The organism is Pseudomonas sp. efr-133-TYG-23 (genome assembly GCF_030209215.1).
Classification (GTDB): Bacteria; Pseudomonadota; Gammaproteobacteria; order Pseudomonadales; family Pseudomonadaceae; genus Aquipseudomonas; species Aquipseudomonas rhodesiae.
Genome location: NZ_JARVSL010000020.1, coordinates 26,638 through 48,008, shown reverse-complemented (window position 1 = coordinate 48,008; position 21,371 = coordinate 26,638). Strand labels below are relative to the sequence as shown.

The window sequence follows — 21,371 nt, the reverse complement described above, 5'->3', positions numbered from 1 at the left end:
AGAGATCCGTCCCCAGCCATTTCATCACCCCACTGTTTGTCTTTATTGTCACGGCATTAAACGCCACTATCCGGCCATTATCCATGGGCCTTTAGTGGGGTGCCGTGCAGTAGATCAATAGTAGACGGGGTGTGGCGGGTATTCCTGCGGGGAACCATGCGGACGGCTCCCCGGCTTCACCGCATCAGGCTTGGCGCTGATGCTTGTCGATCTGCTCGTGACGCTCTTGCGCTTCGATGCAGTACTTGGTGGTCGGGCTGATCAGCAGGCGCTTGAGGCCGATAGGCTCGCCGCTGTCGTCGCACCAGCCAAAGGAATCTTCCTTGATGCGCTCCAATGCACGCTCAAGCTGCGGCAGCATGCGCTGGTCGCGGTCGATGGCGTTGACCAGCCAGGTGCGCTCTTCTTCCACGGAAGCAGCGTCGGCCGGGTCAGCCGGAGTGTCCAGGCTTTCAATGGCGATACGGTTCTGTTCAATGCGCTCGTGGTGTTCCACTTTCATGTCTTGCAGCAACTTCTCGAAAAAAGCGTGCTGTTCGGCATTCATGTAGTCATCCGCCGGCATGGCCAGCAACTTTTCCTTTGTCATTGATTTCTCTATAAAAAATACGTGCATTAAGGCGAATAAGGGAGCGTTCCGGCCGACCTGTGCAGGTCTCGGAAGGGCGCCATCCATTCCAAGCGCCACCCGGCACTCAATTTACGAGGGGCGGCAGTCTAAGGCCGACTTGAGGGCGCAGCAACTGAAAAGACAGGCATTTTTTCCGATATAACCCCCAAAGACACCAGGACGGGCTTGGCGAATGGTCATCGGAGTGCGTTTATAGCAGGAAAGTTCGTAGAGCAGCTATAAGCTGCAAGCTGCAAGCGACAAGCTGTAGAGCTAATCGGACTTGCAGCTTGTGGCTTGTGGCTTGTGGCTTGTGGCTTGTGGCTCAGCGTTTAAGCTTACGCTTATTGCGATATTGGTCGATCACCACCGCCACCACAATAATCAAGCCCTTGATGATGTCTTGGATATACGCATCCACCCCGACAAAGGTAAACCCGCTAGCCATCACGCCCAGGATCAGCGCGCCGATCACGGTGCCGGTGATGCGCCCTACCCCGCCCGCCAGGCTGGTCCCGCCGATCACCGCAGCGGCAATCGCATCCAGCTCATACGACATGCCCATGCCGGCCTGACCCGTGGCGGCCCGCGCCGAGGCAACCACCCCGGCCAGCCCTGCCAACAGACCGGCGATGCTGTAGACGATGATCAGGTGACGCTTGACGTTGATACCCGACGTCCGCGCCGCCTGCATATTGCCGCCGATGGCATAGGTGTACTTGCCGTACTTGGTGTAACGCAGGGCGATATGAAAGATCACCGCCACCACCAGGAAGATGATCACCGGCATCGCACCGTGGCCGATCGCGGTGTAGGAATCAGACAGCATGCTCACCGGCTGGCCTTCGGTGTAATAGCGGGCCAGGCCACGGGCCGAGACCATCATGCCCAGGGTGGCGATAAACGGCGGGATCCCGGTAACGGCGATGATGCTGCCGTTGATCGCTCCCGCCAGCAGCCCGACCCCCAGGCCCATGGCGACCGGAATCCACACCGGCAAGTCGGTCAGGCTGGGAAACACCGCTCGCGAGAAGTCCGACGTTTGCGCCAGGCTGGCAGCGATCATCGCCGACAGCGCCAGCACCGAACCCGAAGACAGGTCGATCCCCGTGGTAATGATCACCTGGGTCACGCCGATGGCAAGCAGGCCAATGATCGACACTTGCAGGATCATCAGTACCAGGCGCTGGGAGTTCATCAGGAAACTCTGATCGCGCACGATCCAGCCAAACACCTCAAATACCAGGCCGATGCCGATCAGCACCAAAAAGATGCTCAGCTCGGTGGGCATTCGACGCCGATGTTTGACCGGCGCCGAGGCAGGCTTGTTATCCGTTATTGCGTTCATAACCATTCACCTTTTTTATTCTGAAGCGCAGGCCAACCGCCGGCCCGCGCGGCGGTTCGTCAGTGGACTGCGGTCATACCCGAGGCCAGATGCATGACTTTTTCCTGGGTCGCTTCGCTGCGGTCCAGGGTGCCCATCAGTTCGCCTTCGTGCATCACCATCACCCGATCGCTCATGCCCAGCACCTCGGGCAACTCCGAAGAAATCATGATCACCGCCATGCCCTCGCTGGCGAGGAACGAGATCAGTCGATAGATCTCAGCCTTGGCGCCGACGTCGATGCCGCGGGTCGGCTCGTCGAGGATCAGCAGGCGTGGGTTGGTCATCAGCCAGCGAGCCAGTAGCGCCTTCTGCTGGTTGCCGCCGGACAAGGTGTCGATGCACTGCTCCAGCGACGGCGTTTTCACCCGCAGCTTCTTGCACATGTCTTCGCACAGTGCGCGCAGGGCTTTCTGTTGGATAAAGCCGTTGCCCGAATAGTGGTGCAACACGGCCATTTCCATGTTTTCCAGCACCGACAGACAGGGGAACAGGCCACTGAGCTTGCGGTCCTCGGTCAGCAGTGCAAAGCCTTTGTCGATGGCCATATGTGGGTCGGTGATGCGCACCGGCTCGCCGTCGAGGGTGATCTGGCCGCCGTCGGCGGGGGTGATACCGAACAAGGTTTCGGCCACGTTGGTGCGGCCCGAGCCCATCAGCCCGGCAATTCCGAGAATCTCCCCGGCGTGCAGGTCGAACGACACATCCTTGAACACCCCGTCCAGGCGCAGGTCGCGCACCGACAGCAAGCGCTCGCCGATGGGCGTTTCGCGCACCGGGAACAACTGGCTCAGCTCGCGGCCCACCATCATCGAAATCAGGCTGTCGCTGTCCATGCTGTCGGCCCGTTGCAGGCCGATGTACTGACCGTCGCGGAACACCGCCACTTCATCGGCGATGGCGAACACTTCGTCCATCTTGTGTGTGATATAGACGATGCCTTTGCCCTGGGACTTGAGGTCGGCAATGATCGAAAACAGATGGGCCACTTCCTTCTCGGTGATGGCCGATGTTGGTTCGTCCATGATCAGGATGTCGGAGTCGTAGGACACCGCTTTGGCAATCTCGACCATCTGCCGCTCGGCGATGCTCAGGTTGCCCACCTGTTCCTCGGGGTCCAGGTTGATGCGCAAGCGCGCCAGCAAGTCGGCGGTGCAGCGGTGCATTTCGCGGTGGTTGACCATGCGCAGGCCATTGAGCTGCTCGCGGCCGATCCAGATGTTCTCGGCGATGCTCATGTGCGGCATCAGGTTGAGTTCCTGATGGATCATCGCAATCCCGGCCTTCTGCGCGGCCAGCGGGGTCTCAAATACGATCGGCTCGCCTCGCAGGCGGATTTCGCCGCTGTCTGGTTGGTAGATGCCGGCGATGATCTTCATCAACGTCGATTTGCCCGCACCGTTCTCGCCCATCAGCGCCAGCACGGAACCGGGGCGCACGCGCAGCTGCACATCGTCCAGGGCCACGACACCGGGGAAGCCTTTGCTGATGTTGAGGATTTCCAGCAGGTAGGGTTCGTCCAGCGCACGGGGCTGGATACCCGCAGGCTGCGAGGCTGTGGCTTGAGCGAGCATAGACAGGTACTCCATCGACAGGGCGGGCACGACCGCCCTGCCGGCTTATTATTGTGAGGTCGGGGCTACTTGAAGTCTTTGACGTTGTCCGGAGTGATCAGCTTGAACGGGATCACCACGTTCTGCTCCGTCGCCTCGTTTTTTGCCATCTTGCGCGCCGCTTCCACCGAGCCGACGGCCTGGCCCTTGGCGTCCTGGAATGCCGACGCAGCCATGTCCCCCTTCGCGATCGCGTTCAAACCGTCCGGCGTGCCGTCGACACCGGCGATCAACACACTGCCCTTTTCCTTGCCGGCTGATTTCAAGGCCATGGACGCACCGATAGCCATCTCATCGTTGTTGGCCAGCACCGCGTCGAATTCGCGGCCTTGGGTCAACCAGTCGTTGACCAGCGTCATGCCCTTGTCGCGCAGCCAGGTCCCGGTTTGTTCCTGCTCGATCTTGATGTCCGGATACTTGGCCAGCACCTCTTTCACGCCCTTGGTACGGTTGGTGGTGGAGTTGTTCGCCAGGTCACCCAGCAGGATCACGATCTTGCCCTTACCGCCGAGTTTTTCGGCGATGTACTGCATTTGCAGCTTGCCGGCTTCAACGTCGTCGGAGGTCACGGCCACGACATCCTTGGGCAGGTCCTTCTGATCTGGCCGGCGGTTGACGAACACCAGTGGGATTTTCGCGGCGGTGGCGGCCTTGATGATGTTGGCGGTCGATGCGGTGTCCACTGGGTTAACGATAATGGCGTCGACTTTCTGGCCGATAAAGTTCTCGACCTGGCTCAGTTGCTTGACCACATCGGCGCGGGCGTCTTCGAACTGCAGCTGCACGCCATCACCCTTGGGGTACGACTTGGCTTGCTTGTCCATGTCTTCACGCAGGTAGGTCAGAAAGGTGTCATCGAAAGCGGACATGCTCACGCCCACTTTGATATCGGCGGCACTGGCAAACCCACTGGCCAGCAGCATGGACAAGGCTAGCGCGGTAAAACGGATCGGGGTCTTCATGAACGGTCTGTCTCCACTTTCTTGTTGGTTTTGTTGGACGTTGCGTTGTTCAGAGCGAGGTGGGCAGTCGCACGACTGGCGCACCGGGAATGCAGCACACCAGCGCGTCGTTATTTTCGACACACAGCACATTAAGGAAGGAGAAGTAGAACGGGCGGGTGCGGGGCAGACCGCGCGGCGCAGAGAGGGGGCGTAAAACTCGCAGTACAGCGTTGAAGATTTTCATCTGACGGTACCTGGTTGTTTTTGATCTTGTTTTTGTTGAGCCGTGCGGATCGAGCCCGCGACGTACTTTTTGCAACCTGGAAAAGACTTTATTGGAAAATAATTTCCATATCAACCTGTATTAGAATTTTATTCTATTTTTGTTGAAACCACCTGCTGGCGCTCGGCGCTCAGGCGTGCGGCGTCCAATATACGGGTGGTTTCCAACGCGTCATAGGCATTGACCGGCAGCGGTCCCTGGCCTTGCACGGCGGCTTGCAACTGACGATAGAACTGGGTCCAGCAGCCCTTCTCCGACGGCACACGTTCACGTTCCGGGCCCTGCTCGAACCAGCCCCAACGTCGGTGTTCTTCGGCGCCCCAGTGCTCGCCCTCGGTTTTCGGCGATTTGCCGGCCATCAGTGCTTCTTCCTGGCCGTCCAGCCCCTCGACGGTGTAACAGCCGGCGCTGCCACTGACGCGAAAGCGCGGCGCCTGGCTGTTTTGCAAGGCATTGCCCCACAGGTGGGAAATCACCCCGTTGGCATGGGTCAGAGACACAAAAAAACCGTGGTCGACATGGGGATGTTCGGCGCTGTAGTGCAATTGCGCGAATACCCTGTCCACCGGGCCGAACAGTTGCAGCGCCTGGTCCACCAGATGGCTGCCTAAATCCCGCAGCCAACCGCCACCGCTGGCGTTGCCCACCGCCTGCGGGCTGTAGCGTTCCACCCGCGATTCAAAGCGGCTGATGGTGCCCAGGGCGCCGGCATCGATGAGCTTGCGCAGGGTCAGGTAATCCGAGTCCCAGCGGCGGTTCTGATAAACACTGAGCAGCGTACCCTGGCGCTCAGCCGCGGTAATCAGCGCCTGGGCTTGCTCGGCGTTGGCGGCAAAGGGTTTGTCGCTGACCACCGTCACACCGTGCTCGATGGCTTCGAGCACCAGTGCCGGGCGACCTTTAAGCGTGGTGGAAATCACCAGGGCATCCACACCGGCTTCGACGATCTGGCCGATGCTGTTGAAAGCCTGGACACCCGGGTGGTCCGCGTTCAATTGCTGGCGCCGCTCGGGGGAACGGGTGACCACGCCGACAAACGTGGCACCGGGCAAGGTTGCAATCAGCGGCGCATGAAAGAAGCGCCCTCCATGGCCATAGCCAACTAGTCCAATTCGCATGATTGACTCCTTGATTGAAGTACAAACCCAATCCAAAGGGGGAAGGAACAAGCCCTCCCCACCTTGACCGAGTGTCAGCCGTAGAAGCGTGGGCGCTCCGGCAAGCTGACCTTGACGATCTGCCCACTGCCCTGCGCCTCGATACACGCATCCGCCGCCACCGCCGCCGCATAGCCGTCCCACGCCGACGGCCCGCCCACCTTGCCGGCGCGCACGCTATCAATAAAGGCTTGCAGCTCCACGTCATAGGCACCGATAAAGCGGTCCTTCCAATCCATCAGGATCGCGTTGGACAGCTTCGCCTCGCTACGCAGTTGCACCTGGGACGGTTCCGGCAATTTGGCGATACCGCTCTCGCCCACCACTTCGCACTGGATGTCGTAGCCGTATTGGCAGTTCACAAATACTTCCACGTCGATGCGCGTGCCCTTGGCGGTTTCCAGCAGCACGATCTGCGGATCGCGCAAATGGGCCAGGGCCTTGCTGGTCTTGCGTGGGAACACCACTTGCACCGACACGTAGTCGTCGTCGAGCAACCAGCGCAGCACATCCAGTTCGTGAATCAGGGTGTCGGTGATTGCCATGTCGGTCTTGTAGTTTTCGCCGACCCTGGGGTTTCGGTGTGCGCAGTGCAGCATCAAGGGCTCACCGATCTGGCCGCTGTCGATCACGGCTTTAAGGGCGCGATAACCCTCGTCGTACGGGCGCATAAAGCCCACCTGCACCAGGCGCTTACCATGGGCCACTTCGGCCTCGACGATCTTGCGGCAGCCTTGCGCGGTCACCGCCAGCGGCTTTTCGCAAAACACAGGCTTGCCGGCGGCAATCGCGGCAAGCACGAACTCTTCGTGACTCGGCCCCCAGGAGGTCACCAGGACCGCTTCAACCTCGGGCGAGTTAATCAGCGCATGGCCGTCGGGGTACACCTCGGCGGCCAACTGCAAGTCGGCAACTACCTTGGCGGCCTGGTCCAGATTGATGTCGGTCACCGCCACTACTTGGCTATTGAGCAAGGTCTGGCTGCAACGACGGATATGGTCGCGGCCTATGGCGCCGGTCCCGATAACACCTAGCTTCAAAGACATACACACGCTCCTCTTGTTATTAGTACTGCCGGGCCTTGGCCAGGTGCTCGTTGAGTTTCTTCGCCGCCGCGTTCGTGCGTTCGCTGGTGGAGACCTGCGCCACCCCCACCCGCCACCAGGACAGGTAGCCGTGAACCATGGTCTTGGGCAGCACTTTAATGTCGATCAGGGTTGAGACGGTTTGCGTGCGCGCATCGGCCAGCGCGGCCTGTAATTGCTCCACGCTGCTGACTTTGTAGGTCTTGCAGCCATAGGCCGCCGCACTCATGGCGAAATCCACCGGCACCAGGCCGCCGTCGAGCTGGCCGGTTTCGGGGTTGCGGTAGCGGAATTCGGTGCCGAAACTGTCCATGCCGTTGCCGATCTGCAGGTTGTTGATGCAACCGAAGGCCATATTGTCCAGCAGCACCACGTTGATCTTGCGCCGCTCCTGAATCGAGGTAGCCAGCTCGGAATGCAGCATCATGTAGGAGCCGTCGCCGACCAGGGCATAGACCTCCTTGCTCGGCTCGGCGAGCTTCACGCCGAGGGCGGCGTTGATCTCGTAGCCCATGCACGAGTAGCCGTATTCGACGTGGTAGGTGTTGACGCCCTTGCTGCGCCAGGCGCGCTGCAAATCACCAGGCAGGCTGCCGGCGGCGGCGACGATAATTGCATCGTCGGCCACCGTCTCATTGAGCACACCCAGGACCCGGCTCTGGGTCAGGCACGAGCCGGTCAGCTCGATAAATTCCCGCAGTACTGCGCGGTCCAGGTGGTCATCCACTTCCGGCACAAAGTCATCGCCGTGGTACTCCACTTGATGCACGCGGTCGACTTCGGCGTCCAGTTGCGCCTTGGCGTCAGCAATCTGCTCGCCCCAACCTGCGCGGTAGTCACCGAGGGCATCGGTCAATGCTTGAAGGGCTACCTGCGCATCGGCCAGCACCTGCACGCCATCGAGTTTCAACGCATCGGCGGGGCTGATGTTTAGGTTGAGAAACGTCACATCCGGGTGCTTGAACAGCGATTTGGACGAGGTGGTGAAGTCGGTGTAGCGCGTGCCGACGCCAATGATCAGATCGGCCTCGGGCGCCAGCAGGTTGGCCGCCAGGCACCCGGTTTCGCCGATGCCGCCGACGTTGAGCGGGTGGCTGGACACCACCGCACTCTTGCCCGCTTGCGTCTCGGCGAAGGGAATATCGAAGCGCTCTGCGAACGCTTGCAACGCCGCATTCGCACCGGAGTACTTGACCCCGCCACCGCAGATGATCAGCGGTTTGCGCTTGCCTCGGATGGCCGCCAGCGCATCGCTAAGCATCGCGGCGGTGGCTGGGCGACGCTCGATACGGTGCACGCGTTTTTGCAAGAAGTAATCCGGATAGTCCCAGGCTTCGGCCTGCACGTCCTGGGGCAAGGCCAGGGTCACCGCGCCGGTTTCCGCCGGGTCGGTGAGCACGCGCATGGCGTGGATCGCGGCGCTCATCAGTTGTTCGGGACGGTTGATGCGGTCCCAGTATTTGCTTACCGAACGGAACGCATCGTTGGTGCTGATGCTCAGGTCGTGGAACTGCTCGATCTGTTGCAGCACCGGGTCGGGCTGGCGACTGGCGTACACATCGCCCGGCAACAGCAGCAACGGAATACGGTTGGCCGTGGCAGTCGCCGCAGCGGTGAGCATGTTCGCCGCACCCGGCCCGACCGAAGCAGTGCATGCATACACTTTGCGCCGCAGGTGCTGCTTGGCGAAACCGATGGCCGCGTGGGCCATGCCCTGCTCGTTACGGCCCTGATGCACCACCAGGTCACCGCTGTCCTGCTCCAGGGCCTGGCCCAGGCCGAGCACATTGCCGTGGCCGAAAATCGTGAACACGCCGGCGACGAACTTGCTCTGCACGCCATCGACTTCGATGTACTGGTTGTCCAAAAACTTCACCAGGGCCTGGGCCATGGTCAATCTTGTTGTGGTCATGTTCGCACCTTGTAGGAATGCAAATCCGTCGATCGACAGTCATCCAATGCGCGAGCGGGCTCGCTCGCGCCAACAGCGTCTAAAGGTCCAGCAGCCAACTGTGCTGCGGGTCGTTATGGAAATGCCAGGCACGCTTGGGGCCGGCCATCACGTTCAGGTAATAGGACTCGTAGCCGTACGGCACGCTGACCGGGTGATAGCCCTTGGGCACCACCACCAGGTCGCTGTTTTCCACGGCCATGGCCTGGTCGATGCTGCGATCGTCGGTGTACACCCGCTGGAACACAAAGCCTTGGGGCGGGTTGATCTGGTGGTAGTAGGTCTCTTCCAGAAAGCTCTGGTGCGGCAGGTCGTCGGTGTCGTGTTTGTGCGGCGGGTAGCTCGACGAATGCCCCGACGGCGTGCGCACCTCCACCACCAGCAGCGATTGGGCCGGCGCGCTGTCGGGCAGGATGTCGCACACATAGCGGGTGTTGGCGCCTTTGCCGCGCACGCTGCGCTTGCAGTCCTCGGGACGGATCAAGCGTGGTTCGTAACCCGGCGCGCCGGGGGCGGCGCACACGGCAATCTGCACATCGCTCAAGGCCGTGACCTGGGCGGCGGTGCCCGGCGGAAGGTACGCGGCGAACGGCGACTTGTCCTCGAACACCGACTGGCGATCACCGAGGTTCTGCCAGTTGAAGCCTTCGCCTTCAATATTCACCCGGCCACTGAGCAGCACCAGGCACAGCTCTTTATCACCGGCGCCGACCGGCAGGGTTTCGCCCAGGCTCAGGCGGTAGGCCGAGAAGCCTACGTACTCCAGCCGCCCTGCTTCCAAGGCAACCATGGTTTGTCCGCGTTTGCTGCTTTTGACCAACAAGCTCATCACTCAAGTCCTCTCGTTGAGAAGCGCACGCAAGGTGTCGTAGCCCTTTTTCGCATAGATATAGCTGGGCGCCACGGCCGGGTCCTGCTCGGCCTCCACCACCAGCCAGCCCTCATATTTCGCGGCCATCAATGCATCCAGCAGTTCGGCAAAGTCGATATCGCCATCGCCGGGCACGGTGAACGTGCCGTTGACGATGCAGTCGGGGAAGCTCCACATCTGGTTGCGCGCCAACTGCACCACCGGCTTGCGCACGTCCTTGAAATGCACATGGCAAATGCGCCCGATGTGTTTGCGCAGCACTTCGATGGGTTCGCCGCCGCCCATGTAGCAATGGCCGGAATCGAACAGCAGGCCGACCTCCGGGCCGGTGCGCTGCATCAGTTGATCGATGTCTTCAGGAGATTCGACGTAAGCGCCCATATGGTGGTGGTACGCCAGGCGCACGCCCTGGGACAGGGTGAAGCGCGCCAGTTCGGTGAGTTTGTCGGCGTAGTCCTGCCAAGCCTGTTCGCTGTGGAAACGCGGGCGTTCGATCAGGCGAATGCGCGAGCCCTGGATCGAATCCGCCACCTCGCCGTACACCAGCACATGGGCGCCGTTCTGCTTGAGCAGCTCGACATGGCCGGCGATGGCTTCGATCTCCTCGGCCACCGAACGCCGGGCCAGGCGACTGGAATACCACCCCGACACCAGCGCCAGGTCATAGGGCCGCAGCACATCGCCGACGCCTTTGGCGTCCTTGGGGAACTTGCCGTTGAGTTCGAAACCTTCGTAGCCGATGTCCTTGCCTTCGCTCAGCGCGGTGCTGAGCGGCGTTTCACCGCCCAGGGCCGGGAGGTCGTCGTTGCTCCAGGAGATCGGGTTGATGCCAATTCGGATTGCGGGCATGGCTGCACCTTTATTATTTTCAGGTATCACTGAGTTCTGCTTTTGTGGGAGGGAGCTGGCCCCCTCCCACATTGGAATTGCAGCGCACATTCAAAGCTGTGGTCAGGTTCGCGCGCTGCGCCAGGCGTTGATCAGTTGTTCGAAGGTTGCCTGCACTTGCTGAATCAGGGTCTCATCATCGATCTCCCCCGCCATCCACGCGCGGCTGGGTTCCTGGAAGATCGTGCGGCCCACCGCAAACCCTCGGCACGTCGTGCTCTGACTGGCCTGCTGGAACCCGCTCGCCAGGCATTCGGCCGAGGCATTCAGCCCCAGCAGCACCACACCACGGCAGTACGGGTCGCGTTCCTGGATCAGCTCATCGAGTTTTTTCCAGTCTTCGGCGGACTGCGCCTCGATCTTCCACCACGCCGGGTAGATACCCAGGTTGTACAGGCGCTTGAGGCTGCGGTAGAGCACATCCGGGTAGGTGGATGGGTGATCCTTGGGCGGAATGACTTCCAGCAACAGCTCATGGCCGCTGACCACCGAGGCGTCGTACACCGCCTTGAGTTGTGCTTCCTGCTCCAGGCGCAGCAAGGGCTCATCGTCGGGATGAAACTGCACCAGGCACTTGATGATCTGCTCCTGGGGCCAGGCGATCAGGTTGCTGCCGATGGACCTGCCATGCTCGAAGGCCAGCGGCCGCGAGTTCTGCACTTCCACCGGCCGCGCGATCCACCAGCCGCGCCCGCTGGCCGCATTGAGTGCGTCCTGGCCAAAGCGCTGGTCGGCGAGCAGGCCCACATCGGCCTCCACGCCCTGCTCGGCGAGCTTGCGCTCCACCCGTTCGACGGCCTGGATAAACAACTGCTTGATGTCGCTGATGCGCGCGGGGTCCTGGCCACCGCGTTGGGCCAGGTCCACCAATTGCCAGCGATGGTCGAAGGCGAAGATAAACAGCTGCTTCCACTGTTTGCGCGGCACCGTCACCCGGTGCAGGCGTTGCAGGGTCTCGTCCTGATCGGGCCGGGTGATCGGCACGGGGCTGCTGAACAGATAATCCAACTCCGCCGGCGTGGGCATGGCCGGCGCGCAGGCATGGCGCGATACAACCAGACCGCCGCAGGCATTGGCCAACTGGCTGCAACGCTCGTCGCTGGCGTCATTCAGCCACCCGCTGAGAAAGCCCGACATAAAGGCATCGCCGGCCCCCAGTACGTTGAGCACTTCCACCCGCACCCCGGGGTAGATCGCACCGTCTTCCAAGCGCGCCGGGATAGCGCCGTGGATCACCGTGCACCCTTGCGGGCCGAGCTTGACCACCAGCGTCGCCGGGGTCAGCTCGCGCACCTTGTGCAAGGCCGCAAGCAAATCCTCGCTACCGCCCGCGATCAAAAACTCTTCTTCGGTGCCGACGATCAGATCGAAGCGCGGCAGGATGTTCTGCACATGCTGGCTGACATTGCGGTCGGCGACGAAGCGGGTTTCGCCGTCGGCCTTGCCCGCCAGCCCCCACAGCACCGGGCGGTAGTCGATATCGAGCACACGTTTGACGTTATGTTTGGCCGCGTAATCCAGGGCCTGGATGCTGGCCTTGTACACGCCGTCGGTGGAGAAATGCGTGCCGGTGATCAACAGCGCCTTGCTGGAAGCGATAAAGGCTTCATTGATGTCTTCAGCGCGCAGGGCCATGTCGGCGCAGTTTTCGCGGTAGAACACCAGGGGGAAGGTTTCGCGGTCCTTGAGGCCCAGCAACACCAAGGCGGTGAGGCGTTCCGGGTCGACCTTGATGCCGCTGACATCGCACCCTTCGCGCGCCAGGGATTCCACCAGGAAGCGCCCCATATGGTCGTCGCCCACGCGGCTGAGCATCGCCGACTTGAGCCCCAGCCGCGCGGTGCCGAAAGCGATATTGGCGGAGGAACCGCCGAGGTACTTGGCGAAACTGGACACGTCCTCAAGCCGTGCACCGACTTGCTGTGCATAGAGGTCGACGCCCAGGCGCCCGAGGCAAATCAGATCCAATTGACGCCCACTGGCAAAACGAGTCTGGCCCATGCTGGCTCCTGTTATTTTTATCAGCCTGCGTTGTGCCGCCGTGGCGACGGCAAACGCTCTTGGTGGAGCAGACTAGAACGTTCAGCGGCACCAATCAATATTTATTCCATATTTATTTTTAGTGGAATATTTTTTCCAATAACCCGGCATAATGGTCCCCCTAGCCGGCGTGCATCGTTTCAGCACGCCACACCGGCCGTGATGTCGGGGTATTTTTTTGCGCCTACCCTGTAGACTGACGCCACCCATCAGCGCAACAGACGAACACGCCAGAAGGATTGCCCATGTCCCGCACCGATCCCGAGACCACCCTGGAAGACACCATCGCCAGCCCTCCGATCAATGCCGAACGCCTGTTGCAGCTGATTACCGACGAATACGAAAGCCTGCCGCGCCAGCTCAAACGCATCGCCAGCTATATGAGCCAGCAAAGCGACCGCATCATGGTCGACCGTATCAGCGACATCGCCCGCGAATGCGAAGTGCACCCCTCGGCCATCGTGCGTTTTTCCCAGCGTTTCGGGTTCAGCGGGTTCAGTGAGATGCAGGCGCTGTTCCGCGAGGCTTACACCCACAAAACCACCCCGGTGCAGAATTACCAGCAGCGCATCCGCAGCATGATCGCCAACAAGTCGCAGAAGGCCAGCGGCGGCGACCTGGCGCGCGAGTGCGTGAATGCCACCCTGTCCGGCATCGAGCGTCTGGGGCTGGAGCTGGACGACGCAATGTTCGAAAAAGCCGTGGACCTGGTGGTCAATGCCGACAACATCTACGTGGTCGGCGTGCGCCGCTCCTTCGCGGTGGCCGACTACCTGGTCTACAACCTGCAGCACACCAACAAGCGCATCCACCTGATCTCCGGCCTGGGCGGCAGCTACCGCGAGCAGATGCGCAGCGTGCGCGCCAATGACCTGGTGATCGCCATCAGCTTCACGCCCTACGGCAAAGAAACCCAGCACTGCCTGCGTATCGCCCAGCACCACCAGGCCAAGACCCTGATCATCACCGACAGCAACCTCTCGCCCCTGGCCAAGCGGGCCAACGCCGTGCTGCTGGTAAACGAGGGTTCTTCGTTCGCATTCCGCTCACTGAGCGCCACGCTGTGCCTGTGCCAGGCGCTGTTCATTGCGGTGGCGTACCGCCTGGAATTGAAAGTGGACGAGATTCACGAGCAGGTCGGGTTCGAAGACTGAAGCGCCGACAGCGCCCCTCGAATGTGAAAGGGGGCTTGCCCCGATATCAGCGTCAGTCGCCGGTCATCTCGACGGTTACACCGCTATCGGGAGCAAGCCCCCCTTTTACATCCAGCCGAGCCAGGCCCGGGTTTAGTGCATGAAGATCGCGATCAGGATGATGACCGGGATAGGCACGCCGAGGAACCACAGCAGTAATGAGCGCATTGTTTTCTCCTTGAATTAACGGACGTAATGTTCGGTTTCGACATACACCACGGCATCGCGACGGCGGCCGCCGAAGGTCGCGGCGAAGCTGGCGAAGAAGGCCCCGATCAGCAGCGCGACGAACATCCACAGTGCAGTCCAGGCAGCGACTTTGGCGGCGGTGTCGGCGGCTTGCTTGGCTTTGAGCTTGGCGTCTTCGACGGCTTTACGGGCGTCGCCGTAGACCTTGTCGATGCGCGCTTCGGCGTCGGCCTGGCTGAGGTTGGTGCGCTGGCTGATCAACTGGGCCAGATAGGCACGGTCTTCGGCGGCGAGTTGGCCGTCATTGCTCAGGGTGCGGGCAAAAATGCGCGCTACAACGGCATGGGCGGCGTCATCGCTGACGGCGGCTGGGCGGTCATCGCGGAACAGGCTGTCGACGTAATAACCGAAGTCATCCCCCTTGACGCCCTGCGCTGCGCTGCCGGCGGCTTGCACCGCACCCGAGGCCACACTGGCGCTGGCTTGCACGCCGCCACCGACCACACTGCTGACAGAACTGACCACCAGAGTGGCGGTGATCAACGTGGCCACAGCCCACGCCAGGAAGCCATGGGCGGTGTCGCGAAAGTACACCTCATCGCCATGCATATTGGCCCACTTCACCCGCAGACGGCCGGCGATATAACCGCCCAACCCTGCCGCGACGATCTGGGTAAACGCCAGCCAGACAATTGTGGAAATGCCCAGTCCCTTGGCGCTGACGCCGCTATTGGCCCACGGCGAAACGGCCGAGAAGCCCAGGCCAAAGCCCAGCAACACCAGAATCAATGAGAGTGCGGCCGCCGCAGCGGCGCCGGCAAAAATCGCCCCCCAGGAAACCCCGGAGCGCGCGCTCGATTCTTGCAGCGTGGTTGAAGGTGTGATCATTGTTGTTTTGCTCCCGGCAGGAAAAATAGTGTTACAAGTCTCAAAAGGGACAGTGCAGGCCCCGTGCCAGTCGCATGAAAAATAAAACCCTATTATTTTCAACAGGTTAGATAAGTTGAACTTCCTAAGACCATGCAACTTGCAAGAAATGCTCAATCAGGGCGGGCGTATTGCATTCCGTCATGGGAGGGAGCTCGGTTTGCCTACATGAAGTTTTATTTAGGAAGCATTCAGCCAATTCTTGGCAAAATGCCTCACTTCTAGTGTGAATCGCTCGCCAGGTATGCCTATGACCCGCATTTTGACCATCGAGGATGACGCCGTAACGGCCCGCGAGATTGTCGCCGAGCTGAGTAGCCATGGACTGGAGGTTGATTGGGTGGACAACGGCCGCGAAGGCCTGGTCCGCGCCGTGAGTGGTGATTACGACCTGATCACCCTGGACCGTATGCTCCCGGAACTGGATGGCCTGGCCATCGTCACCACCCTGCGCACCATTGGAGTATCGACGCCGATCCTGATGATCAGCGCCCTCTCCGACGTCGATGAACGCGTGCGCGGCCTGCGCGCCGGGGGCGATGACTACCTGACCAAGCCGTTCGCTTCCGATGAAATGGCCGCCCGCGTCGAAGTACTGCTGCGCCGCAAAAGCACGGTCAAGGAGTTCGAAACCGCCTTGCGCGTGGCCGACCTGGAGTTGAACCTGATCAGCCGCGAAGCCAGTCGCGCCGATCAGCCGCTGACTCTGCTGCCCACCGAATACAAACTGCTGGAATTCCTGATGCGCAACACCGGGCAGATCCTGTCGCGGATGATGATCTTCGAGGAAGTCTGGGGCTATCACTTCGACCCCGGCACCAACCTGATCGATGTGCACATCGGACGCCTGCGCAAGAAAATCGACCCACCGGGCCTCACGCCGCTGATCCGCACGGTACGAGGTTCCGGTTATGTCATTGCTGAACCCCTCTAAAGGCTGGCGCTCCTCCAGCAGCCGCCTGCTGGCGCTGTACAGCTCGCTGTTCGTGGCCTGGAGCTGCATCCTGATGGGGGTGCTGTATTACGAAGTATCGGGTTACCTGAGCGACCTGTCGCGCCATTCCCTGCTGCAGCGCCAGCACCTGTTCCAGCGCTTCGACGGCGAGGAATTGGTGGAGGCGCTGACCACCAGCATGACCTTCGACATGAAAGGCGTGGATGCCTATGGCCTGTTCGACGAGCAGTTCCGCCCCCTGAACGGACCGATCCGCGCGATCCCGTCCGACCTGCCCCTGGACGGCAAGATCCACGCCCTGGCCAATTGCGTCGATTCCGACGACCCGAAATTGCCCAAGGACAGCTGCGATGCCGTGGCCACCCACACCGCAGACGGCCGCTGGCTGGTGCTGGTGCGCGCCAACGGTTCGCTGTTCGGCGTGACGCGGATCATCTGGCACGCACTGCTGTGGGCGCTGTCGCTGACCATCATCCCCGGTGCCGCCGGCTGGCACTTGCTGCGCCGCCGCCCGCTGCGACGCATTCGCGGGATCCAGGCCAGCGCCGAAGCCATCGTCGCCGGTGACCTCACCCACCGCCTGCCGCTGTCCAATCGACGTGACGAATTGGACATGCTCGCGGCCATCGTCAACGCCATGCTCGACCGTATCGAGAAGTTGATGAACGAGGTCAAGGGCGTGTGCGACAACATTGCCCACGACCTGCGTACGCCGCTGACACGCCTGCGCGCGCAGCTGTATCGCATCCGGCAGGAGGCCGAGCAAGACTCGGGCTACGCGGTCAAGCTGGATGACGCGATTGCCGAAACCGACACCCTGATGGCGCGTTTTCGCGGGCTGTTGCGTATTTCGGAACTGGAAGACCACCAGCGCCGCTCAGGCTTTCTGGTGCTGGACCCGTTGCCGCTGCTGCGGGAATTGCACGATTTCTATCTGCCGCTGGCCGAAGAAGGCGAACTGCAACTGGTGCTGGACGCCCCAGCATCCCTGCCGTGGATCACCGGCGACCGCGCCCTGCTGTTCGAAGCCGTGGCGAACTTGTTGAGCAATTCGATCAAGTTCACCCCGCCGGGCGGCGAAGTGATTTTACGCGGGCTCAACGACGCGGGTAGCACCCGCATCGAAGTGCACGATTCGGGGCCGGGTATCCCGGCGGCGGAACGCGCGGCGGTGTTCCAGCGCTTTTATCGCGTGGAGGAAAGCGACCAGCCCGGGGGGTTCGGGCTGGGGTTGTCGATTGTCGCGGCGATCATCAACCTGCATGGGTTCAAGCTGGAGGTGGGCAGCAGCGCCCGTGGCGGCGCGCGGCTGATCCTGGAATGTCGCCAGCAACTGATGCCCGAATAAGTCAGTAAGGTCCGAGGTGGGAGCGAGCCGGCCTCTCCCACCCTGGCAGTCGAATCAGGCCTTGAAGTTGGCGCGCAGCGCTTCAACGCCCCCCTTGTAGACACCGGCGAACAGCTCCTCCACCGCCTCGTCCGTGGTGCCCGTCGACGGGGTGAACACCCCTGACCAGGTCACCTTCGATGACGTGTCAGTCAAGGCTTCAATCTGCAAAGTCGCCAGGTACGCACTCACCGGAAACGGCGACTGCTCGATGGTGTAGCTGTAAGTGCGCGCCACATTGTCGAAGGTCTGCAAACGCTCGACGATGACGCCACCGTCGGCAGTTGTCAGATGGCGCAAGCGGCCGCCTTCGCCGGGCTCGCTCTTGGCGATCAGCGGCAACCAATCCGGCAGGCTGTTGAAGCCGCCCACCAATTGCCAGACCTGATCGGCCGATACAGGGATTTCAATTACTGCGGATGCGGTTGGCACGGTCAATCTCCAGAAGTCATGGAAAACGTCGCCCAGACTGCCACGCCTGGCGCGTCATTGCATCCATTCTGAATGCTCGGATAAGGGGGTGGCTGACGCATCGCAATCGGGGGCAAGCCCCTCCCACAGCACTGACTGTGTGGGGGGGCTTACCCCCGATTGCAGTGGGTCAGGGCCCACAGGTCTCAGCTCAATGGCGCTTGAGGAACGCCAGCATCAACTGGTTAACCTGCTCCGCCGCCTCCAACTGCACCATATGCCCCTGCCCCGGCAGGATTTCCACCTGGGCCTCCAAGCCTTGGGCATGGTTGGCCGGGATAATGGCGTCGTCGCTGCCCCAGATCACCAGGCTCGGCTGTCGACCGACAACATGGCGCACATCCACCTTCTGCCGCCCGCCGTCGAACAGCGCCCCATTGAGCTGGCGCAGCGCCTGATCCACGCCCTCCAATCGTTTGAACTTGAGCATGTCCTCCAGCATCTGCCGCGTCACCAGCGCCGGATCGCTGAAGAGTTGCACCAGCTGCGGCTTGAGGGCGTTGCGATTGTTAGCGTCGGCAAACCCTTGCAGATAATCGCCATTGATATCGGCACCCAGGCCGGCACTGGCGATCAGGGTCAACGAGACCACGCGCGCGGGTGCCTGCTCGGCAACGGTCAGGGCCACCAGCCCGCCCATGGAATGGCCGGCCAGATGCACGCGGTCCAGCTGTAGATGATCGAGCAAGCCCAGCACAGCCTCGCTTAATTCAGCTGCCTCGCCGCTGCGCAGGGTCTTGCCCGACTCGCCATGCCCCGGCAGGTCCAGGGCGATCACCCGGCGCTCGGCGGCCAAGGCCGGCTGGTTGAACAGCCAGTTGTTCAGGTCGCCGCCAAAGCCATGCACCAGCACCAGCGGCGTGCCGCCTTCGCCGAGGTCCAGGTAACGCAGCAAACGCCCGCCCACCTCGACTTTCTGCGCGCTCGGCCCCGCCGTTTCGGCCTCGGCGGCATTGGACACGAACCCGGCCTGGAAGCCTTCGATCACCGCGTCGATCTCGGCGTCGCTGGCCTCCCCTTCCACCACCACACCGAGCAAGGCGCCCACCGGCAAGGTCTCATCGCTCAGCGCCAAGACCCGACGCAACACACCACTGAACGGCGCTTCCACACTGCTGGAAATCTTGTCGGTCTCCACATCCAACACGGCCTCGCCCTTCTCCACCCGGTCTCCGGGTTGCTTGAGCCAGATATCGATACGCCCTTCGGTCATCGACAGCCCCCACTTGGGCATGGTCAAGGTATGGATCATGCGGCGTTCCTCTTGTCGGCGATTTTCAGCACGGCGGCTTCGATCTTGGCGGCGTCGGGGATGTACAGGTCTTCCAGCGCATCGGAAAACGGCACCGGCGTGTGCGGCGCGGTGACCATTTCGATGGGCGCGCGCAGCGCAGCGAAGGCTCGCTGCGCCACCAGGGCACTGATGTCGGTGGCAATCGAGCAACGCGGGTTGGACTCGTCGATCACCACCAGGCGCCCGGTTTTCTCCACGCTTTCCAGGATGCTGTCTTCGTCCAGGGGGCTGGTGGTGCGCAGGTCCAGCACTTCGCAATCGATACCTTGGCGCGCCAGGTTGGCGGCGGCTTCCAGGGCGATATGCACCATGCGCCCGTAGGTCACCAGGGTGACGTCGCGGCCTTCGCGTACAAAGTTGGCCTCGCCGAATGGCACGGTGTACAGCTCTTCGGGCACTTCGCCTTGCAGGCTGTAGAGCATTTTGTGTTCGAGGAAGATCACCGGGTCGTTATCGCGGATCGCCTGGATCAGCATGCCCTTGGCGTCATAGGGGGTGGCCGGGCACACCACTTTCAGGCCGGGAATGTGGGTCCACATCGAGGTGAGCATCTGCGAATGCTGGGCGGCGGCGCGCAGGCCGGCGCCGTACATGGCGCGGATCACCAAGGGCGTGGTGGTCTTGCCGCCGAACATGTAGCGGAACTTGGCCGCCTGGTTGAGCAATTGATCGAGGCAGCAGCCGATAAAGTCGACGAACATCAATTCGCACACCGGGCGCATGCCCCGGGTGGCGGCGCCTACGGCCATGCCCACGTAGCCGACCTCGGACAGTGGCGCATCCAGCACGCGCTCGGGAAACTCTGGGTACAGGCCCTTCGTGACGCCGAGCACGCCGCCCCAGGCGTCCTGCTCGCCGGGCGAACCGGTGCCGCCGGACACGTCCTGGCCGATGATAAACACGCTCTGGTCGCGGCGCATTTCCTGGGCCAGGGCTTCGTTGATTGCCTGCTGATAGCTGATTTTGCGAGCCATGAAATTCTCTCCGGGTCTTGTTGTTATTAGCGGTAGGCGACGTAGACATCGCTGAGCAGATCGGCCGCCTGGGGCTTGGGATCGGACTTGGCCAGGCGCACGGCGTCTTCGATCAACTGCGCGACTTCGCCATCGATGCGCTCGAACTGCGCCGCGTCCAGCCAGCCTTCGGCCTGGCAACGCTGGCGGAACAGCGCCAGGCAATCCTGGGTCTCGCGCAGGTTTTTCACTTCATCCGGGCCGCGGTAGGTCTGGGCATCGCCTTCGAAGTGGCCGTAGAAACGGCTCAACTTGACCTCCACCAGGGTAGGCCCCTCGCCCCGGCGCGCGCGCTCGACGGCAACGCCCAGTGCGGCATGAACGGCGAAGAAATCATTGCCATCGACGATCACCCCTGGCATGCCGAACCCCACGGCGCGCTCGGCGATGTCTTTGCACGCTACCGACCAGCCGGAACCGGTGGCTTCGGCGTAGCCGTTGTTTTCAGCAACGAACAGGCAGGGCAGTTTCATGATCGAGGCCAGGTTCATCGCTTCGAACACCGCGCCCTCGTTGGAGCCGCCATCACCAAAAAACGCCACGGCCACGCCCTGGCTGCCCTTGAGCTTGGAGGCCAGCGCCGCACCCGCAGCCAACGGTGCGCCGGCGCCGACGATGCCATTGGCGCCGAGCATGCCTTTCTCCTGATCGGCGATGTGCATGGAGCCGCCCTTGCCGCCGCACACGCCGGTTTTTTTGCCGTAGATCTCGGCCATCATGCCGAACACATCCACGCCCTTGGCGATGCAATGGCCGTGGCCACGGTGGTTGGAAGCAATGCAGTCGTCATCGTTGAGATGGGCCATGACCCCGGCCGCACTGGCTTCCTGGCCGGCATACAAATGCACGAAACCGGGGATCTCGCCGGTGGCGAATTCCACATGCAGGCGCTCTTCGAAATCACGGATGGTGCGCATCACGGTGTAGGCATGCAGCAATTGATCGGTGGACAGGTGGGTGGACATCTTGTTGTTCTCCAGGTTGTCTCGACACACGAAAGGCTGGCGTCGGCCAGCTACAGGCCACTCAGCACAGCCTGTGCCAGAACCGGCAAAAACCTGGCAAAGCCTTGATCCAGAGCAGTGCCGTGACCTTAAACGTGGGTAGCCTGCC

Annotated in this window: 19 protein-coding genes; 3 read left to right on the top strand and 16 right to left on the bottom strand. The window is 61.7% G+C overall.

Annotated elements, in window-relative coordinates:
- Positions 1-184: 184 nt before the first annotated feature.
- The 11 genes from QRN41_RS13640 to QRN41_RS13590 form a co-directional block, all read right to left on the bottom strand.
- The gene (locus QRN41_RS13640) at positions 185-589 is read right to left on the bottom strand and encodes a TraR/DksA family transcriptional regulator (RefSeq protein WP_003191666.1); all 405 of its coding nucleotides are present in this window, start codon (positions 587-589) and stop codon (positions 185-187) included.
- 346 nt (positions 590-935) lie between these two features.
- Positions 936-1,958 (bottom strand): ABC transporter permease, encoded by a 1,023-nt coding sequence (locus tag QRN41_RS13635; protein WP_034097004.1) that lies wholly within the window; start codon positions 1,956-1,958, stop codon positions 936-938.
- Positions 1,959-2,017: 59 nt separating this feature from the next.
- On the bottom strand, positions 2,018-3,571 hold the full coding sequence (locus QRN41_RS13630; protein ID WP_094066454.1) for a sugar ABC transporter ATP-binding protein: 1,554 nt from the start codon (positions 3,569-3,571) through the stop codon (positions 2,018-2,020).
- 65 nt (positions 3,572-3,636) lie between these two features.
- Positions 3,637-4,572 (bottom strand): sugar ABC transporter substrate-binding protein, encoded by a 936-nt coding sequence (locus QRN41_RS13625; protein WP_167417501.1) that lies wholly within the window; start codon positions 4,570-4,572, stop codon positions 3,637-3,639.
- Positions 4,573-4,621: 49 nt separating this feature from the next.
- Positions 4,622-4,798: a hypothetical protein gene (locus QRN41_RS13620; protein ID WP_167417500.1), complete on the bottom strand. Its 177-nt coding sequence runs from the start codon at positions 4,796-4,798 to the stop codon at positions 4,622-4,624.
- A gap of 128 nt (positions 4,799-4,926) precedes the next feature.
- Positions 4,927-5,955: a Gfo/Idh/MocA family protein gene (locus QRN41_RS13615; RefSeq protein ID WP_034137884.1), complete on the bottom strand. Its 1,029-nt coding sequence runs from the start codon at positions 5,953-5,955 to the stop codon at positions 4,927-4,929.
- Positions 5,956-6,029: 74 nt separating this feature from the next.
- On the bottom strand, positions 6,030-7,040 hold the full coding sequence (gene iolG / locus QRN41_RS13610) for a bifunctional inositol 2-dehydrogenase/D-chiro-inositol 1-dehydrogenase (protein ID WP_285421666.1): 1,011 nt from the start codon (positions 7,038-7,040) through the stop codon (positions 6,030-6,032).
- Between the two features lie 19 nt (positions 7,041-7,059).
- The gene (gene iolD / locus QRN41_RS13605; protein ID WP_123479484.1) at positions 7,060-8,991 is read right to left on the bottom strand and encodes a 3D-(3,5/4)-trihydroxycyclohexane-1,2-dione acylhydrolase (decyclizing); all 1,932 of its coding nucleotides are present in this window, start codon (positions 8,989-8,991) and stop codon (positions 7,060-7,062) included.
- Positions 8,992-9,070: 79 nt separating this feature from the next.
- The gene (gene iolB, locus QRN41_RS13600; RefSeq protein ID WP_285421665.1) at positions 9,071-9,859 is read right to left on the bottom strand and encodes a 5-deoxy-glucuronate isomerase; all 789 of its coding nucleotides are present in this window, start codon (positions 9,857-9,859) and stop codon (positions 9,071-9,073) included.
- A 3-nt stretch (positions 9,860-9,862) separates the two neighbouring features.
- Entirely contained in the window at positions 9,863-10,750 is an 888-nt protein-coding gene (gene iolE, locus QRN41_RS13595) for a myo-inosose-2 dehydratase (RefSeq protein ID WP_034137880.1), read from the bottom strand.
- A gap of 102 nt (positions 10,751-10,852) precedes the next feature.
- Positions 10,853-12,790: a bifunctional 5-dehydro-2-deoxygluconokinase/5-dehydro-2-deoxyphosphogluconate aldolase gene (locus tag QRN41_RS13590; protein ID WP_285421663.1), complete on the bottom strand. Its 1,938-nt coding sequence runs from the start codon at positions 12,788-12,790 to the stop codon at positions 10,853-10,855.
- Positions 12,791-13,074: 284 nt separating this feature from the next.
- Here QRN41_RS13590 and QRN41_RS13585 point away from each other — a divergent pair, with 284 nt between their 5' ends.
- Positions 13,075-13,983, top strand: coding sequence for a MurR/RpiR family transcriptional regulator (locus QRN41_RS13585; protein ID WP_034096994.1), 909 nt, complete (start codon positions 13,075-13,077; stop codon positions 13,981-13,983).
- A 222-nt stretch (positions 13,984-14,205) separates the two neighbouring features.
- Here QRN41_RS13585 and QRN41_RS13580 read toward each other — a convergent pair whose 3' ends face one another.
- Positions 14,206-15,099 carry a hypothetical protein gene (locus QRN41_RS13580; RefSeq protein WP_034096991.1) on the bottom strand — a complete coding sequence of 298 codons (894 nt, stop codon included), beginning with the start codon at positions 15,097-15,099 and terminating at the stop codon, positions 14,206-14,208.
- 289 nt (positions 15,100-15,388) lie between these two features.
- On the opposite strand from QRN41_RS13580, the gene QRN41_RS13575 reads away from it, so the two are divergent.
- Positions 15,389-16,072: a response regulator transcription factor gene (locus tag QRN41_RS13575; protein ID WP_034096990.1), complete on the top strand. Its 684-nt coding sequence runs from the start codon at positions 15,389-15,391 to the stop codon at positions 16,070-16,072.
- Entirely contained in the window at positions 16,050-17,441 is a 1,392-nt protein-coding gene (locus QRN41_RS13570) for a sensor histidine kinase (RefSeq protein WP_034137875.1), read from the top strand. The genes QRN41_RS13575 and QRN41_RS13570 overlap by 23 nt, the downstream gene beginning before the upstream one ends.
- Before the next feature lie 54 nt (positions 17,442-17,495).
- On the opposite strand, the gene QRN41_RS13565 is transcribed toward QRN41_RS13570, so the two are convergent.
- The 4 genes from QRN41_RS13565 to QRN41_RS13550 form a co-directional block, all read right to left on the bottom strand.
- Positions 17,496-17,912, bottom strand: coding sequence for an SRPBCC family protein (locus QRN41_RS13565; protein WP_285421662.1), 417 nt, complete (start codon positions 17,910-17,912; stop codon positions 17,496-17,498).
- A 190-nt stretch (positions 17,913-18,102) separates the two neighbouring features.
- Positions 18,103-19,203, bottom strand: coding sequence for an acetoin dehydrogenase dihydrolipoyllysine-residue acetyltransferase subunit (locus QRN41_RS13560; protein ID WP_047881896.1), 1,101 nt, complete (start codon positions 19,201-19,203; stop codon positions 18,103-18,105).
- Entirely contained in the window at positions 19,200-20,219 is a 1,020-nt protein-coding gene (locus tag QRN41_RS13555; RefSeq protein WP_034096986.1) for an alpha-ketoacid dehydrogenase subunit beta, read from the bottom strand. The genes QRN41_RS13560 and QRN41_RS13555 overlap by 4 nt, the downstream gene beginning before the upstream one ends.
- Positions 20,220-20,245: 26 nt before the next feature.
- The gene (locus tag QRN41_RS13550) at positions 20,246-21,223 is read right to left on the bottom strand and encodes a thiamine pyrophosphate-dependent dehydrogenase E1 component subunit alpha (RefSeq protein WP_034113112.1); all 978 of its coding nucleotides are present in this window, start codon (positions 21,221-21,223) and stop codon (positions 20,246-20,248) included.
- Positions 21,224-21,371: the final 148 nt, after the last annotated feature.